7 protein-coding genes and 3 rRNA genes are annotated in these 17,583 nt (G+C 60.7%); 7 read left to right on the top strand and 3 right to left on the bottom strand.

What is annotated here, in order from left to right:
• The first annotated feature begins 94 nt into the window (after positions 1–94).
• The 4 genes from murA (at position 95) to rrf (ending at position 7,220) form a co-directional block, all read left to right on the top strand.
• The gene (murA, locus tag COCCU_RS11305) at positions 95–1,354 is read left to right on the top strand and encodes a UDP-N-acetylglucosamine 1-carboxyvinyltransferase (RefSeq protein WP_156231591.1); all 1,260 of its coding nucleotides are present in this window, start codon (positions 95–97) and stop codon (positions 1,352–1,354) included.
• A 655-nt stretch (positions 1,355–2,009) separates the two neighbouring features.
• A 16S ribosomal RNA gene (locus tag COCCU_RS11300) occupies positions 2,010–3,526 on the top strand.
• 359 nt (positions 3,527–3,885) lie between these two features.
• Positions 3,886–6,960 (top strand): 23S ribosomal RNA (locus COCCU_RS11295).
• Positions 6,961–7,102: 142 nt separating this feature from the next.
• A 5S ribosomal RNA gene (gene rrf, locus COCCU_RS11290) occupies positions 7,103–7,220 on the top strand.
• Together the 16S, 23S and 5S rRNA genes form the textbook arrangement of a ribosomal RNA operon.
• 155 nt (positions 7,221–7,375) lie before the next feature.
• Here rrf and ilvD read toward each other — a convergent pair.
• Entirely contained in the window at positions 7,376–9,100 is a 1,725-nt protein-coding gene (gene ilvD, locus COCCU_RS11285; protein ID WP_156231590.1) for a dihydroxy-acid dehydratase, read from the bottom strand.
• A gap of 184 nt (positions 9,101–9,284) precedes the next feature.
• Between ilvD and COCCU_RS11280 the strand changes: the two genes are divergently transcribed.
• Complete coding sequence (locus COCCU_RS11280) at positions 9,285–10,064, top strand: ABC transporter ATP-binding protein (RefSeq protein ID WP_156231589.1); 780 nt, start codon at positions 9,285–9,287, stop codon at positions 10,062–10,064.
• Between the two features lie 17 nt (positions 10,065–10,081).
• On the top strand, positions 10,082–12,634 hold the full coding sequence (locus COCCU_RS11275) for an ABC transporter permease (protein ID WP_231598758.1): 2,553 nt from the start codon (positions 10,082–10,084) through the stop codon (positions 12,632–12,634).
• Positions 12,635–12,748: 114 nt separating this feature from the next.
• Here the strand turns inward: COCCU_RS11275 and COCCU_RS11270 are convergent, their stop codons facing one another.
• Together COCCU_RS11270 and COCCU_RS11265 are read right to left on the bottom strand one after the other, a co-directional pair.
• Complete coding sequence (locus COCCU_RS11270) at positions 12,749–13,753, bottom strand: alpha/beta fold hydrolase (RefSeq protein WP_156231587.1); 1,005 nt, start codon at positions 13,751–13,753, stop codon at positions 12,749–12,751.
• A gap of 275 nt (positions 13,754–14,028) precedes the next feature.
• Positions 14,029–15,450: an alanine/glycine:cation symporter family protein gene (locus COCCU_RS11265; protein ID WP_156231586.1), complete on the bottom strand. Its 1,422-nt coding sequence runs from the start codon at positions 15,448–15,450 to the stop codon at positions 14,029–14,031.
• Positions 15,451–15,846: 396 nt separating this feature from the next.
• Between COCCU_RS11265 and pgm the strand changes: the two genes are divergently transcribed.
• Positions 15,847–17,505 (top strand): phosphoglucomutase (alpha-D-glucose-1,6-bisphosphate-dependent), encoded by a 1,659-nt coding sequence (gene pgm, locus COCCU_RS11260; protein WP_156231585.1) that lies wholly within the window; start codon positions 15,847–15,849, stop codon positions 17,503–17,505.
• Positions 17,506–17,583: the final 78 nt, after the last annotated feature.

Genomic DNA, 17,583 nt, shown 5'->3' with positions numbered 1-17,583 from the left:
ACGACCCGGAAAATTCTCCGGGTCGTTTTTTGTATTTCCGGGACATTGCGCTTCCGCTCCCTCCGCCGTGCCAAAACCGCTACGCTGAGGAACCGTGAAGGAAAGTTTTCTGGTTAAAGGCGGAGCCCGCCTGCAGGGCTCGGTGAAGGTCGACGGTGCCAAGAACAGCGTTCTCAAGCTGATGGCGGCGGCGCTCCTCGCTGAAGGAACCACCACACTGAGCAACTGTCCGGAGATCCTTGATGTCCCGCTGATGCAGAAAGTGCTCGAAGGGCTCGGCTGTGAGGTTGAGCTTGAGGGGCCGGTTGTCCGGATCACGGTGCCACAGACGATCAAGAGTGAAGCCGACTTCGATGCGGTCCGGCAGTTCCGCGCCTCGGTCTGTGTGCTTGGCCCACTCACTGCGCGCTGCGGCAGAGCGGTGGTGGCTCTCCCCGGTGGTGATGCCATCGGAACCCGGCCGCTGGATATGCACCAGACCGGTCTGGAGAAGCTCGGAGCCAGCACCCGGATCCAGCATGGTGCCGTGGTTGCGGAAGTTGATCAGCTGGTCGGTGCCAATATCTCCCTGGATTTCCCCTCGGTCGGCGCCACCGAGAATATTCTCACCGCCTCGGTCATGGCCCAGGGCACCACTGTCCTGGATAACGCTGCTCGCGAACCCGAGATCATCGACCTCTGCAACATGCTCAACTCCATGGGTGCCCAGGTGGAAGGGGCGGGTACCAGCACCATCACCATCACCGGTGTGGAAAAGCTGCACCCGACCGAACATGAGGTCATCGGGGATCGCATTGTGGCCGGCACCTGGGCCTATGCCGCAGCCATGACTCGTGGAGATATCACTGTCGGTGGAATCTCTCCGACCCATCTGCACCTGGCGCTGGAAAAGCTCAAGGTCGCCGGAGCTGAGGTGGAGACCTTCGCCAATGGTTTCCGTGTGCAGATGAACCAGCGTCCCCTGGCGGTGGACTATCAGACCCTGCCTTTCCCGGGATTTCCCACCGACCTGCAGCCCATGGCGATCGGTATCGCCTCCATTGCTGAGGGGATGAGCGTGATCACCGAGAATGTCTTCGAATCCCGCTTCCGTTTCGTGGATGAGATGGCACGGCTCGGTGCCGACGCCACCGTCGACGGCCACCATGTGGTCATCCGGGGAATAGAGGAGCTCTCCTCTACAGAGGTGTGGAGCTCTGATATTCGCGCCGGCGCTGGACTGGTGCTTGCCGCACTGGTCGCTGATGATGAAACTCGGGTGCACGATGTCTATCACATTGATCGTGGCTACCCGTACTTCGTGGAGAACCTCCAGAAGCTCGGTGCAGATATCCGACGAGTCACCCATAAGTAGATAGGGGAGCCGCTCCTTGCGGGCCCCTTGGGAATGCCAGAACTGCCCACAACGCATCCCCGTGATGATGACGTGAAAGTCATTGTCGCGGGGATTGATCCTTTGAGCAGTGGTTTTGTGTTTTCTCGGGTGGGTGTGTAACTTTATGTGAGTCAGCGAGACCGACAACGCCCCGGAGCACAGTGTGTTCCTCGTGTGGCGGTAGGAAAACATTCTTCGTTGGCGGGATAATTAACGAGCTGCAGGGATCCTCATTGACTGTCACTGTGTGGTGGTGGGTGTGGGTGGTGTGGTTGTGTTGTGTGAGAACTCAATAGTGTGCCATTTTATTTTTTGTTTGTCGTGGCCTGCCTGCATCCGGTTTGGGTGTGGTGGGTCGGGTCATACCGGGTGTGAGAGATCGTTGCTTGCACTGTAAATCATGGGCCGCATCTTTCGGGGTGGGGTCAGTCGGTATGGTTGACTAAGTTTTTATGTCGGATCCCCGTTTGTTTTTCCCCGTCAGGGAAGGGGGGGTCTGATGGTTGATCAGTAATTTTTTGGATGAATTGCCAGTGGCCTGTTCCTCTTTGTGGGGGGTGGGTCGTGGTTTGTTTGTCAGGTTGTCGGGCTTTTCAGTCTGATTGATCGGCGTCCTTCGGGGTGTTGGTTGTCTTTTATGGAGAGTTTGATCCTGGCTCAGGACGAACGCTGGCGGCGTGCTTAACACATGCAAGTCGAACGGAAAGGCTCCTTCGGGGGTACTCGAGTGGCGAACGGGTGAGTAACACGTGGGTGATCTGCCCCGCACTTCGGGATAAGCCTGGGAAACTGGGTCTAATACCGGATAGGACCGCATCGTGGAGGTGTGGTGGAAAGATTTTTCGGTGTGGGATGAGCTCGCGGCCTATCAGCTTGTTGGTGGGGTAATGGCCTACCAAGGCGTCGACGGGTAGCCGGCCTGAGAGGGTGGACGGCCACATTGGGACTGAGATACGGCCCAGACTCCTACGGGAGGCAGCAGTGGGGAATATTGCACAATGGGCGGAAGCCTGATGCAGCGACGCCGCGTGGGGGATGAAGGCCTTCGGGTTGTAAACTCCTTTCGCCAGGGACGAAGCCGCAAGGTGACGGTACCTGGATAAGAAGCACCGGCTAACTACGTGCCAGCAGCCGCGGTAATACGTAGGGTGCGAGCGTTGTCCGGAATTACTGGGCGTAAAGAGCTCGTAGGTGGTTTGTCGCGTCGTCTGTGAAATTCCGGGGCTTAACTCCGGGCGTGCAGGCGATACGGGCATAACTTGAGTGCTGTAGGGGAGACTGGAATTCCTGGTGTAGCGGTGATATGCGCAGATATCAGGAGGAACACCAATGGCGAAGGCAGGTCTCTGGGCAGTAACTGACGCTGAGGAGCGAAAGCATGGGTAGCGAACAGGATTAGATACCCTGGTAGTCCATGCCGTAAACGGTGGGCGCTAGGTGTAGGGGACTTCCACGTCTTCTGTGCCGTAGCTAACGCATTAAGCGCCCCGCCTGGGGAGTACGGCCGCAAGGCTAAAACTCAAAGGAATTGACGGGGGCCCGCACAAGCGGCGGAGCATGTGGATTAATTCGATGCAACGCGAAGAACCTTACCTGGGCTTGACATGGACCAGATCGGCGTAGAGATACGTCTTCCCTTGTGGCTGGTTCACAGGTGGTGCATGGTTGTCGTCAGCTCGTGTCGTGAGATGTTGGGTTAAGTCCCGCAACGAGCGCAACCCTTGTCTTATGTTGCCAGCACGTTATGGTGGGGACTCATGAGAAACTGCCGGGGTCAACTCGGAGGAAGGTGGGGATGACGTCAAATCATCATGCCCCTTATGTCCAGGGCTTCACACATGCTACAATGGTCGGTACAGCAGGTCGCGAACCCGTGAGGGTAAGCTAATCCTTCAAAGCCGGCCTCAGTTCGGATTGGGGTCTGCAACTCGACCCCATGAAGTCGGAGTCGCTAGTAATCGCAGATCAGCAACGCTGCGGTGAATACGTTCCCGGGCCTTGTACACACCGCCCGTCACGTCATGAAAGTTGGTAACACCCGAAGCCAGTGGCCCAACCGTAAGGGGGGAGCTGTCGAAGGTGGGATCGGCGATTGGGACGAAGTCGTAACAAGGTAGCCGTACCGGAAGGTGCGGCTGGATCACCTCCTTTCTAAGGAGCTTTAGAAAATCCTTTCATCCACTGTGTGGGTGGGGTACACCGGTTGGTGGTCACGTTTGTTGGCCCGCCGGCATTTTAATCGGGTGGATATGATTCCCCACGCTTGGATGCGTGGTCGATGAGCAAAAGATAACTCACTGTCTGACGGTGGTGGGGTGGCATGCTGTTGGGTGTCTGGGACAACATTTTTGTTCCGTGACTGATCATCTACGTATCAGGTGTCTCGTCTTCGGGTGGGGTGTGTGGTGGTGGGTGGTGTGTTGTGTGAGAACTGTATAGTGGACGCGAGCATCTTTATTCTTGTTGTAAGTAAGCAATTTCATCGCGACCTTGTCGTGATAGAAGTTTTGTGTGTGTTTTTTAAGGGCACACGGTGGATGCCTTGGCATACTGAGCCGATGAAGGACGTGAGAGGCTGCGTTATGCCTCGGGGAGTTGCCAACTAAGCGTTGATCCGAGGATGTCCGAATGGGGAAACCCGGCTGTCGTTATGGGCGGTCACCCTTCCATGAATTCATAGTGGTTGTGGGGGTTACGCGGGGAAGTGAAACATCTCAGTACCCGCAGGAAAAGAAAACAATAGTGATTCCGTGAGTAGCGGCGAGCGAAAATGGATTAGTGGCTAAACCTGTGATGTGTGATACCTGGTAGGGGTTGCATTGTGGGGGTTGTGGGATTTAAGCGTGTCTGGTCTACCAGCCGGGCGCAGGGTGCACGGTGTTAGCGGAAGTGGTTTGGGATGACCTGCCGGAGAGGGTGAGAGTCCCGTACGTGAAGACACTGTGTTTCTTGTTGTTTATGTCCCGAGTAGCAGCGGGCTCGTGGAATCTGCTGTGAATCTGCCGGGACCACCCGGTAAGCCTGAATACTCAGTATGACCGATAGCGGATTAGTACCGTGAGGGAATGGTGAAAAGTACCCCGGGAGGGGAGTGAAATAGTACCTGAAACCGTGTGCTTACAATCCGTCAGAGCTGTAATAGGTGATGGCGTGCCTTTTGAAGAATGAGCCTGCGAGTCAGCGGCATGTCGCGAGGTTAACCCGTTGAGTGGGGTAGTCGTAGCGAAAGCGAATACTAACTAGTGTGTTTTAGTGGCATGTCCTGGACCCGAAGCGGGGTGATCTACCCATGGCCAGTGTGAAGCGATGGTAAGACGTCGTGGAGGCGCGAACCCACTTAGGTTGAAAACTGAGGGGATGAGTTGTGGGTAGGGGTGAAAGGCCAATCAAACTCCGTGATAGCTGGTTCTCCCCGAAATGCATTTAGGTGCAGCGTTGTGTGGTGCTTGCCGGAGGTAGAGCTACTGGTTGGTTGAGCGGGACTACAATCTTAGCAATGTCAGCCAAACTCCGAATGCCGGTTTAAGTTAGCGCAGCAGTGAGACTGTGGGGGATAAGCTTCATAGTCGAGAGGGAAACAGCCCAGATCGCCGGTTAAGGCCCCTAAGGGTGTACTAAGTGGAAAAGGATGTGGGATCGCGAAGACAGCCAGGAGGTTGGCTTAGAAGCAGCCATCCTTGAAAGAGTGCGTAATAGCTCACTGGTCGAGTGGTTCTGCGCCGACAATGTAGTGGGGCTCAAGTACACCGCCGAAGCCGCGGCAATGATATTTATATTATTGGGTAGGGGAGCGTCGTGCACGGGGTGAAGCGCTTGGGTGACCGGGTGTGGACTGTGTGCGAGTGAGAATGCAGGCATGAGTAACGAATTGATGAGTGAGAATCTCATCCGCCGGATGACTAAGGGTTCCTGGGTCAAGTTCGTCTTCCCAGGGTGAGTCGGGGCCTAAGGCGAGGCCGTCAGGCGTAGTCGATGGATAACGGGTTGATATTCCCGTACCCGAGTGTGTGCGCCCATGGTGAATCAGTGATACTAACCACCCATAATCCTTCGGATGTCATCTTTGATGGTGTCTGTCGGGGCGTGCGTGGAGCCTGAGCTGGTAGTAGCTAAGTGATGGGGTGACGCAGTGAGGTAGCCGAGCCACTTATTGGATTGTGGTGTAAGCGTGTAGCACGGGTTGGTAGGTAAATCCGCCGGCCCAGGTGTGTGAGGCGTGATGCGTAGCCCTTCGGGGTGATGTTGGTGATCCTGTACTGTCGAGAAAAGCCTCTAGCGAGTGCACATTCGGCCCGTACCCTAAACCGACACAGGTAGTCAGGTAGAGAATACTAAGGCGTTCGGGTGAACTGTGGTTAAGGAACTCGGCAAAATGCCCCCGTAACTTCGGGAGAAGGGGGGCCATGGCTGGTGACGGGTTTTACACCTTGAGCTGGTTGTGGTCGCAGAGAATAGAGGGAAGCGACTGTTTATTAAAAACACAGGTCCGTGCGAAAACGTTTAAGTTGAGGTATACGGACTGACGCCTGCCCGGTGCTGGAAGGTTAAGAGGACCGGTTAGCTCATTTATGGGCGAAGCTGAGAATTTAAGCCCCAGTAAACGGCGGTGGTAACTATAACCATCCTAAGGTAGCGAAATTCCTTGTCGGGTAAGTTCCGACCTGCACGAATGGCGTAACGACTTCCCTGCTGTCTCAACCACAGGCCCGGTGAAATTGCAGTACGAGTAAAGATGCTCGTTACGCGCGGCAGGACGAAAAGACCCCGGGACCTTCACTATAGCTTGGTATTGGTGTTCGGTTCGGTTTGTGTAGGATAGGTGGGAGACTTAGATCACATGACGCTAGTTGTGTGGGAGTCGTTGTTGAAATACCACTCTGATCGGATTGAACATCTAACTTTGGCCCATGATCTGGGTTGGGGACAGTGCCTGGTGGGTAGTTTAACTGGGGCGGTTGCCTCCTAAATGGTAACGGAGGCGCCCAAAGGTTTCCTCAGCCTGGTTGGTAATCAGGTGGTGAGTGTAAGTGCACAAGGGAGCTTGACTGTGAGAGTGACAGCTCGAACAGGGACGAAAGTCGGGACTAGTGATCCGGCACCTACTTGTGGATGTGGTGTCGCTCAACGGATAAAAGGTACCCCGGGGATAACAGGCTGATCTTCCCCAAGAGTCCATATCGACGGGATGGTTTGGCACCTCGATGTCGGCTCGTCGCATCCTGGGGCTGGAGTAGGTCCCAAGGGTTGGGCTGTTCGCCCATTAAAGCGGCACGCGAGCTGGGTTTAGAACGTCGTGAGACAGTTCGGTCTCTATCCGCCGTGCGCGTTGAAACTTGAAGAAGGCTGTCCCTAGTACGAGAGGACCGGGACGGACGTACCTCTAGTGTGCCAGTTGTTCCGCCAGGGGCAGGGCTGGTTGGCTACGTACGGGAGGGATAACCGCTGAAAGCATCTAAGCGGGAAGCCTGTTTTGAGATGAGGTTTCTTTTGAGGTTCCCTATAGATTATGGGGTTGATAGGCCGGATCTGGACGCATCGTAAGGTGTGGAGGTGACCGGTACTAATTTACCGATAACACACATATATCTGCTGGCCCTTGGGGTTGGTGGTTGTGCGTAACTTGTAACGAGTGATCTTGAGGGTTGCTTCGCGTCCACTGTGCAGTGTCTGACACGACACGCATCCCCCTGTGTGGTGGGGTGTGGTTGGTTCGTGTTGTTTGAGTGTGTTGGTGGTTTATTGCGGCGGGGTCACGCCCGGTCCCTTTCCGAACCCGGAAGCTAAGCCCGTTCGCGCTGATGGTACTGCACCTGGGAGGGTGTGGGAGAGTAGGTCGCTGCCAACCTTTAACTTCATGCAAGAAAAAATAAGGGGTAGGCCCCGGGAAGAGAACATGGTTTCTCTTCCCGGGGCCTACCTCTTTTTTCGTATCCCACAAAAACCTGGGACACCCCCCACCAGGACGGGAAACTGACTTCCCGTCCTGGTGGGGGAGGGGGCCTAGGTGGTTACTGCGCCCAGGGAGGCGGACTGCACCAGCTTGGCGTACTTGCCGAGCACCCCGTGCAGACGGGGGTTCTCGGGGACCTGCCATGCCGCCCTGCGCTTCGCCATCTCTTCCTCAGAGATGTCGACGTTGATGCTGCGCTCCGGGATGCTGACCCGGATGGGGTCGCCATCCTGAACGAAGGCGATGGGACCGCCATCCACGGCCTCCGGGGAAACATGGCCGATGACCAGTCCGGTGGAGCCGCCGGAGAAGCGGCCGTCGGTGATCAGCAGAACATCCTTGCCGATGCCGGCACCCTTGATGGCGCCGGTGATCGCCAGCATCTCACGCATGCCGGGCCCACCTTTGGGCCCTTCATAGCGGATGATCACCACATCACCCTTCTTGAGTTCCCCATTCAGGACGGCATCCATGGCGGGCTGCTCGCGCTCGAAGACGCGGGCGGTGCCCTCGAAGACATCGGCGTCGAAACCGGCGGTCTTGACCACCGCGCCCTCCGGAGCGAGACTGCCCTTGAGGATGGAGAGTCCACCACTGCGGTGGATGGGGTTGTCCAGGGCACGCAGGATCTTGCCGTCCGGGTCCGGGGGGTTGATGCCCGCCAGGTTCTCGGCGACTGTCTTGCCGGTGACGGTGATGCAGTCCCCGTTGATGAGCCCGGCGTCGAGAAGCGCCTTCATGACCACCGGGATGCCACCGATCTTGAAGACGTCATTCATCACGTATTCGCCGAAGGGTTTGAGGTTGGCCAGGTGGGGAACCTTGTCGGAGACCTCGTTGAAGTCCTCCAGGCTCAGCTCCACCTCCGCCTCCTTGGCGATGGCCAGGAGGTGCAGCACGGCGTTGGTGGAGCCGCCCAGGGCCATCACCACGGCGACGGCGTTGAGCAGGGATTCACGGGTGATGATGTCCCGTGCGGTGATGCCCTTCTCCAGGAGACCGAAGACCGCCTCGCCGGACTTGCGGGCGTACTCGGTGCGGTTGCGGTGGATGGCGGGGGGAGCGGCAGAGCCCGGCAGGGACATGCCCATGGCTTCCGCGGCAGAAGCCATGGTGTTGGCGGTGTACATGCCACCACAGGCACCTTCACCGGGGCAGACGGCACGCTCGATGGCATCCACATCCTTTTCCGACATATTGCCGGCCCGGCACGCACCGACCGCCTCGAAGGCGTCGATAAGCGTGACCTCCTTCTCGCTGCCGTCCTCGAAGCGGGCGGTGCCGGGCATTGTGGAACCGTTGTAGAGGAAGACACTGGAGAGGTCGAGGCGGGCGGCGGCCATCAACATGCCGGGGATGGACTTATCGCAACCTGCCAGGAGCACGGAACCGTCGAGGCGCTCCGCGGACATGACCGTCTCCACGGAGTCGGCGATCACTTCACGGGAAACCAGGGAGTAATGCATGCCCTCATGTCCCATGGAAATGCCGTCAGAGACGGAGATGGTGCCGAACTCGAGGGGATAGCCACCGGCGGCGTGCACGCCTTGCTTGGCGAACTCAGCGAGTTTCTTCAGGGTCAGGTTGCAGGGGGTGATCTCATTCCAGGAGGAGGCCACGCCGATCTGAGGCTTGACCCAGTCCTCGTCACCCATGCCCACGGCGCGGAGCATGCCGCGGGAGGCGGTGGATTCAAGACCGTCGGTAACATCCCGGGAGCGGGGTTTGATATCAGGTGTGTCATCCCCGATAGGGGAGTTGGGCTGCTTAGTCATGTAGCCAGTCTATGGCAGAGCATGAGTATGTGATCGAAAATACAGGAACAGCCCTTCAGCTGCGCAAAGATCCGGGTATCCCCTGATATCCGAAATGTACACTGTGGGATAATTTAATAGGCAGCATTTCAGGTCCGAACCCAGCTGGACCCATCCAGACATCTTCCAAAGGAGACATCTTCACATGCCAGAGTCAGAGCAGCGCCCGAACACCGGAACAACCCCGCTCACCGGGGAGGCAGCTGCCCGCGCGGTGAACCTGCACAAGCAGTACGGTGCCGGAGATACCGGGGTCACGGCACTCAAGAGTGTGAATGTCGAATTCGTGCGTAATGAGTTTACCGCCATCATGGGGCCCTCCGGTTCCGGCAAATCCACCCTGATGCACTGCATGGCAGGTCTGGATTCCGCGACCTCCGGCCAGGCCTTCATCGGTGACACCGACCTGTCCACCCTGAAGGACCGTGAGATGACCAACCTCCGGCGTGACCGTCTGGGCTTCATCTTCCAGTCCTTCAACCTGGTGCCCACCCTCACCGCCCGGGAGAACATCACCCTGCCCACCGATATCGCCGGCCGCAAGGTCGATGCGGCATGGTTCGACTCCATCACGGATCGTCTGGGGCTGAGCCAGCGACTGACGCACCGCCCCGCGGAGCTGTCCGGTGGTCAGCAGCAACGTGTGGCCTGTGCCCGGGCCCTGGTGTCCCGCCCGGAGATCATCTTCGGCGATGAGCCCACCGGTAACCTCGACTCCAACTCCTCCCGTGAGGTGCTGAATATTCTGCGCACCGCCGTTGATGAGGACAATCAGACCGTGGTGATCGTCACCCACGACGCCAAGGCCGCCTCCTATGCGGACCGCGTCATCTTCCTGGCAGACGGGGAGATCGTCAATGAACTCCGCGACCCGGAGATCAACACCATCCTGGACACCATGGCCGGAATCGAGCGCAAGAACTGATGGCCAAGGACACCACCATGCGGAAAGTGAGCCTCCGCAGTCTCTCGGCCCATAAACTCAGGATGGCGCTCACCGTCATCGCGGTGGTATTGGGCACCGCCTTCATCTCGGGTGCCTTCATGTTCACCAACGCTCTCTCGAACACCTTCACCTCGGCGGTCTCCAGCGCCTATGAGGGAGTGGACGCGGTGGTCAGCCCGGACCGTGAGGCCGGCGTCATGGGCATCACCCCCGAGGTGCACCAGTCCCTGCTGGGCAATCCCGACATCGAGAAGCTCAACTTCTCCGCCTCTACCTCCGTGGTCCTGGCGGACACCGAGGGCAACACCATCCAGACCGCGGGCATCCCCTCCTCGGTCGGTATCTGGTACGACCCGGCAGACTCCGTGGTTGAGGGTGCCGGGATCCTCGAGGGCAACGCCCCACAGGGTGGGGATGAGATCCTGATCAATGATGTGGCGGCTGAGAAATTCGACATCAGCGTCGGCACCGAACTCCTGGTGGTTGACCCGGTCCAGCGCAACACGGTCACCGTCTCCGGTATCTTCCGTCCCGCCGTCGACTCCGGCCCGAGCATCAGCCTCGCCATGGCTGAGGCGGACTACCTGGAGCGCTACAGCGATGGGGCGAACCTGCCCGATATCGCGGTTGCGGCCGTGGCCGGTGTGGAACCGACCCAGCTGGTTGATCAGCTGCGCGGGGAGCTGGGGGGTGTCACCGTGGAGACCGGTGAGAAGCTCGCCGCGGATGCCAGCCAGATGATGGAGATGGCGCTGAGCTTCATCAACTACTTCCTGGTGGCCTTCGGACTGGTGGCCCTGCTGGTGGGCACCTTCCTCATCGCCAACACCTTCTCCATGATTGTCGCCCAGCGCACCAAGGAGTTCGCCTTGCTGCGCGCCCTGGGTGCCGCCCGCAAGCAGATCACCCGCTCGGTGGTTTTCGAGGCTCTGCTCGTCGGTGTCATCGGTTCCGCCATCGGCGTGGTGGTCGGTCTGGGCATGGTTCAGGGCATCAAGGCGGCACTCGCCTTCTTCGACCTGGAGCTGCCGGATTCCGGCCTGGGTCTGACCCCGACCTCCGTGATCGTGCCCATCCTGCTGGGCACCGTGGTCACCGTGCTCTCCGCTTGGGCCCCCGCCCGTCGGGCAGGTGCGGTGCAACCGGTGGAGGCCATGCGCACCACCGAAACCGCGGCCGGTTCCTCCCTCAAGGGACGCACCCTCATCGGTGTTCTGCTCATCCTGATCGGTGCGGCCGCCGCGATCGGCGCGGTCCTGATGGAGGAGGCCGCCACCGGCACCCGGGCAAGTCTGGTCGGGGTGGGTGCCCTCGGTGTGATCACCGGTTTCTTCCTGGCCGGCCCGGCCATGTCCCTGCCGGTGGTACCGGGCATCGGAAAGGTGATCGGCGCGCCCTTCGGGGCCGTCGGCAAGCTGGCTGCCACCAACTCCCGTCGCAGCCCGCGACGCACCGCCACCACCGCCTTCGCCCTGACCCTGGGGGTTGCCCTGGTGACCTCGATCGGCATGCTGGGTGACACCATGAAGTCCTCGATCTCCGACATGATCGAGGAGGACTACCAGGCGGATTATTTCCTGGCGGGTCCCACCAACGGTAGTTTCCCGGTGCCTCTGGAGGCCCTGGACGTGGTCCGTGAGACTGAAGGTGTGGGTGAGGTGGCCACCCTGGGCATGGCCCCGATCTACGTTGAGGATCAGGCCACCTACGGCCCCGGCGGGGTGGGTTCGACCAATGTGGTCGGGGGAGATATCTCCGCGATCATCCAGACCGTGCTCGTCGACGGTGAGCTCGACATGAACGGCACCGAAGGCGTGGCGGTGGACTCCAACTTCGCCGCCGAGAACGGCTGGGAGGTCGGTGACACCGTCTCGGTGACCTCCCCGGTCTCCCCGGATCCGGTGGAGACGCAGGTGCGCGCCATCTTCGAACCGAACTTCACCCTGGGCGGCATGTTCGTCAGCCAGAGCCTGGCGGACAGCATGTTGCCTGCGGAGGCCCAGCAGCTGATGAATATCGGTGTGCTCGGCGACGGCAGCGTGGACACTGAGCAGCTGCGGGAGAACCTGGAGAATGCGGTCAATGACTTCATCGTGGTGCAGGTGATGGACAGCCAGGAGATCTCCGGGCAGTCCACCCAGGCGATCGATCTGATGCTCAACATCCTCTACGCCCTGCTGGCCCTGGCGGTGATCATCGCGGTGCTCGGTATCGTCAACACCCTGACCCTGAATGTGATTGAACGACGTCAGGAGATCGGTATGCTCCGCGCGGTGGGCAGCCAGCGCGCGCAGGTGCGCACCATGATCACCCTGGAGGCGGTCCAGATCGCCCTCTTCGGCGCGCTCATGGGTGTATTGATCGGTCTCTTCCTCGGCTGGTCCTTCGTCACGGTGCTGGCCGGGGAGGGACTGAGCTCGGTGACCATCCCCTGGGACAACATCGGCTGGATCTTCCTCGGTTCCCTGGTGGTGGGTATCCTCGCCGCCATCTGGCCGGCGCAGCGCGCAGCCAGCACCCCACCGCTGGATGCCATCACCGACGAATAACAACCCCTGCCGCGACACTCCCCGTCGGGCCGCGCCTCCTTAAAGGTGCGGCTGGCGGGGAGTTTCGTTGTGTGCTGCCGTGCTTATCGACGCCCCCTCCCCGGGGATGTCGCCTCAGTCGTGCCGCTCCCAGAACTCCAGCAGCACGGGGCTGAGTGCCGCCCGCTCATCCATGGGCAGGGAATGGGTGGCCTCCGGCCAGTAACCGAACTCTCCCTCAGGGAGCAGGGCTTCCAGCCGTTCGAGGCCCTCCTGCCCACCCGCCAGGGAGGAGGTCCCGGCGATATCCACCCGCAGCGGCACCTGGATGCTGCGCCACTGCTCATCAGAGAGCCTGCCCGGGGTGGGTAGTGCGGTGCGGTAACCACTGGCGGCGGCATCGATCATCTCTGACATGGGGGTTCTTTTCTGCACCTCTTCCACGGTGGTGCCGCCAATTTCAGCCAGGGCACGGTCCCGCCAGGACTGGGGCACGGGAAGTTGGGTGAGGGTGGCCCAGAAGAAAGCCGAGACAGGCAGCCTCTCGATGATCATCACCGGTTCCAGCAAGGTCAGCGAGGCGATCTGTTCGGGATGCTGTAGCGCGAAGTGTGCGGCGTTGGCACCCCCGAAACTATGCCCCAGGACATGCACCTCTTCCACCGTCATGGCCTGGAGCACCTGGCTGATCCAGATTCCCTGATCCGCCGGGGAGTTCAGGGGGAGTTTCTGGCTGGAGAAACCGGCATCCCCCAGCGGGTCAGGGGCGATGATGCTGCGCTGGCCGATGAAATCAGGCAGGTTCTCCGCCCACATCGGGGCCCCGGAACTGTGCCCGGGCAGGAGCAGCAACGGGGGAGCGGGGTTCTCGCTCTCCCAGACCAGGACATGGACCGCACCGAAATCGGTGTCCACCAGACGGGACTCCGCTTCCGGCAGCCCCGCGAGCAGTTCGCGGTAGGAGCTTTCATAGTCCTGCTGTGCCTCAGGCGAGGACCAGTGGCCCACCTGTGGTGGCGGGAAGAAGAGAACTCGGCCCTTGTCCACCAGGAGCAGCACCAGCAGCAGGCTGAGCAGGATGACACCCAGGCGGAGGCGGCGACGGGGACGGCGAGGTGTGGGCGGATGGGGTTGGGACATGGCGGGGAATCCTCCTGGGATCGCTGCGGCGTCCTTGCCACCCCAACCCTATCCCCGGTTCAGACCCCAACCCAGAAGAGTGCCGAGACAGATAGCCAGGGGGTGTACACCGCGGCGTCGATAAGCGCCGGCCTGATCTCCCCAGGGGGTGACCAGACCAGGGGACACCGCTCCCGCACCTTCACACCCCCGGCAAAACAAATCGGGCCCGGTGCCGCCCCATATGCGGCACCGGACCCGATGTTCAGGACTTCCCGGATCATTCCCGACAGAGATTATTGCCAGACCATCTGCTGTTGTTCACGGAAGCGGATGACCTCGGCCTCGCTGGCGCGAAGCTTCGGATCGAACTTGAGGTAGGCCTTGGTTTCCTTGGCGACGAAGCCGGAGAGGATCAGCAGGCCGATCAGGTTCGGCAGGGCCATCAGGCCGTTGGCCAGGTCCGAGAAGTTCCAGACCATGGTCAGCTCGGTGGTGGCGCCGATGAACACGAAGATGGTGAAGAGGATGCGGTAGGGCAGCGACCAGCGTCGACCCAGGAGGGAGACCACATTGCGTTCCCCGTAGTAGGACCAGCCGATGATGGTGGAGAAGGCGAAGAAGACCACGGAGAGGGCGACGATGGTGCCACCCCATTCTCCGGGCAGCCCCTGGCTGAAGGCCACGGCGGTCATGCCACCCGCGCGGTCCGGACCCAGGTCCCAGACGCCGGTGGTGATGATCACCAGACCGGTGATGGAGACGACGATGATGGTGTCGATGAAGGTCTGGGTCATCGAGACCAGGCCCTGACGCACCGGGTGGGAAGTCTTCGCGGCGGCGGCGGCGATGGCGGCGGAACCCATGCCGGACTCATTGGAGAAGATACCGCGGGCGACACCGAACTGGATCGCCATCATGATGCCGGAGCCGATGAAACCACCGGTGGCGGCGGTGCCGGTGAAGGCATCGGTGAAGATCAGTGCCAGGGCAGCGGGGATGTCCTCGGCCAGGATGATCAGGACGACGATGCCGGAGACCACGTAGATGACGATCATCATCGGGACGAAAGCGGCGGTGACCTTACCGATCGCCTTGATACCACCCAGCAGCACGGCACCGATACCGACGAAGAGGATCGAGCCGGTGAGGAAGGGGCTGACACCGAAGGTGGTCTCCATGCCGGAGGAGACCGCGTTGGACTGGGTCATGTTGCCGATGCCGAAGGAGGCGATGATGGCGGCGATGGTGAAGAAGTAGGCCAGGAACTTACCCAGGGGGCCCTTGATGCCCCGCTTGAGGTACTCCTGGGGGCCGCCGACCTGCTCACCCTTTGAGTCGGTGGTGCGGAAGCGGACACCCAGGTAGGCCTCGGTGTACTTCGAGGCCATGCCCAGCAGGCCGGTCACCCAGATCCAGAAGAGGGCACCCGGGCCACCGATGCTCAGCGCGGTGGCCACACCGACGATATTGCCCACACCCACGGTGGCGGCCAAGGCGGTGGTCAGGGCCTGGTAGTTGGAGATGTCGCCCTTGGATTCCTCGCCTTCACTGCCGTCAAAGAAGGCATGGCGCATGGCGCGGCCGAGAGTGCGGAACTGGAGGAAACCGAGCCGGAACGTCAGATAGGCGCCGGTGCCGAGCAACAGGGGAATGAGGAGAAAAGGTCCCCAAACAATGGAGGCCAAATCGCCAAAGAGATCGGATAACGCTTGCATCCGCTTATACCTTTCCGTGTGAGGGGAAATGCCCTGGGGAAATCGAGGGAAGCTACTCCGCAGCGATGCTGCTCCAGCGGTGATTTTTCTGTTCCTCAGGCAGTTACTGTGACTTAAGATACACAATCGTTTGCACAGTGTCCCGCTAATCGGGAGGCAATTAACAGTCTCTTTAAATTCATTTGCAGGATGTCCCTCCCACTGCGCCGGGATCCCAGGGAGAGACTTCCTTGCAGCTGCGGACACGTCCCCTGCGCCAGGTGTCCGAAGGGTCCGGGCGGTGGGGGTGCCGGTTGCCCCCGATGCCGCCTGCGGAAAGGTCCATTTCGGGGAATGATGGGGAAGGAAACTAGGACCCATTGTTCTACCGCAGCACCTGTATTGAAGGAGAGTTCCATGGCTCATGACCGCGCCGGCCAGCCCGCCCGCCCCGAGGACCTGATTGACATCGCCGAACTGGTAACCGCGTACTACACCCGCACCCCGGATGTGGCGAACCCGGACCAGCAGGTGTCCTTCGGTACTTCCGGTCACCGCGGCTCCTCCCTGGACAGCGCCTTCAATGAGAACCACATCCTGGCCACCACCCAGGCCATCGTGGACTACCGTCGCGCACAGGGCATCGGCGGGCCGGTCTACATCGGCCGCGACACCCACGCCCTCTCTGAACCGGCCATGGTCTCCGCCCTCGAGGTCCTGCTGGCCAACGATGTTGAGGTGCTTGTCGACGCCGCGGGCCGCTACACCCCAACCCCGGCGATCTCCCACGCCATCCTCACCCACAACGCCGGCCTCAGCGGGGGCACCCACGGTGGGCCCGTCCGGCACGCCGACGGGATCGTCATCACCCCCTCCCACAACCCGCCCCGCGACGGTGGTTTCAAGTACAACCCCCCGAGCGGTGGGCCGGCTGACACCGACGCCACCGACTGGATCGCCGAGCGCGCCAATGAGCTGCTGCGGGAGGACCTCAAGGACATCCGCCGCACCTCCGTCTCCGGGGTGCTCGATGAGCGCGCCGGGCGCCATGACTTCCTGAACAACTACGTCAAGGACCTGCCCAGTGTCCTCAACCTGGATGTCATCCGGAATTCCGGCCTGTCCATCGGCGCTGACCCGATGGGTGGTGCCTCGGTGGATTACTGGGGTGCGATTGCCGAGACCCACGGCCTGAACCTGACGGTGGTCAACCCCCTGGTGGACGCCACCTTCCGTTTCATGACCCTGGACACTGACGGCAAGATCCGCATGGACTGCTCCTCCCCGAACGCCATGGCTTCCCTCATCGCCAACCGTGACAAGTACGATATCGCCACCGGCAATGATGCCGACGCCGACCGCCACGGCATCGTCACCCCGGATGCCGGTCTGATGAACCCGAACCACTACCTGGCCGTGGCCATCGAATACCTCTTCGCCAACCGCCCGAACTGGGGTTCCGACACCGCAGTGGGCAAGACCCTGGTCTCCTCCTCCATGATTGACCGCGTGGTGGCCAAGCTGGGTCGTCGCCTCAATGAGGTGCCGGTCGGATTCAAGTGGTTTGTTCCCGGTCTGGTCGACGGTTCCGTCGGTTTCGGTGGCGAGGAATCCGCCGGAGCCTCCTTCCTCCGTCATGACGGCACCGTCTGGTCCACCGACAAGGACGGGCTCATCCTCGACCTGCTGGCCGCGGAGATCACCGCCACCACCGGAAAGACCCCCTCACAGCGCTATGCCGAGCTGGCTGAGGAGTTCGGGGCCCCGGCTTATGCGCGTACCGACGCCCCCGCCAACCGGGAGCAGAAGGCGCTGCTGAAGAAGCTCTCCCCGGAGCAGGTCACCGCCACCGAGCTGGCCGGCGAGGCGATCACCGCCAAGCTGACCGAGGCACCGGGCAATGGTGCCGCCATCGGTGGGCTGAAGGTCACCACCGAAAACGCCTGGTTCGCGGCCCGTCCCTCCGGCACCGAGGACAAGTACAAGATCTACGCGGAGTCCTTCCGTGGGGAAGATCACCTCAAGCAGGTTCAGGCTGAGGCCCAGGCTGTGGTCTCCCAGGTGCTGGGCGGCTAGAACCCCCCGGCTCAGCTGGCCCGATGCCTCTGGTGTGAGGGGCCGGTCGAGGATGATGGTGGGATGGCGGATCCCGGT

It is taken from the genome of Corynebacterium occultum (assembly GCF_009734425.1).
GTDB lineage: Bacteria > Actinomycetota > Actinomycetes > Mycobacteriales > Mycobacteriaceae > Corynebacterium > Corynebacterium occultum.
The sequence above is the reverse complement of the archived record's forward strand: the minus strand, read 5'-3'. Positions and strand labels throughout refer to the sequence as shown.